The sequence below is a fragment of the Arthrobacter sp. Soil_C_60 genome (assembly GCF_057656375.1).
On the sequence record NZ_JBDGKM010000037.1, the window covers coordinates 1 to 350 of the forward strand.

Sequence of the window (350 nt, forward strand, 5' to 3'; positions counted from 1 at the left end):
GGTGGTGGTGGTTTTTTGCGTTTGAGGCGGCGGCGGAAGTCGTCGGGCAGCGCGTCGAGGACCCGGTCGGTGAAGGACGGCGGCCCTGCCCCGGTGTCGCCGGGTTTCGTGGTGTAGGTCTGGTTCCCCGGCGTGGTGGTAGTGAATTCGCCGGGCCTGGTCTGGGTGACTTTCCACCCGGCGAGGGACTTGAGCCGGTGGTCCGAACCGCAGCGCGGACCGAGGTTGCCGAAATCCGTCCGGCCGTGCCCGCCGTTGGCATGGAAATCGATCGTGTGGTCCAGGTCGCAGTCCTTCGCCGGGACATGGCAGCCCGGCGCCGTGCACGTGGTGTCGCGGTGCCGGACCGC

The 350-nt window shown here is 69.1% G+C and carries 1 protein-coding gene; it reads right to left on the reverse strand.

Features of this window, described 5'->3' with window-relative positions; translation table 11 throughout:
* The coding region (locus tag AC3A4M_RS22845; RefSeq protein WP_498738920.1) for an HNH endonuclease signature motif containing protein at nucleotides 1-350 on the reverse strand (350 nt) is incomplete at both ends.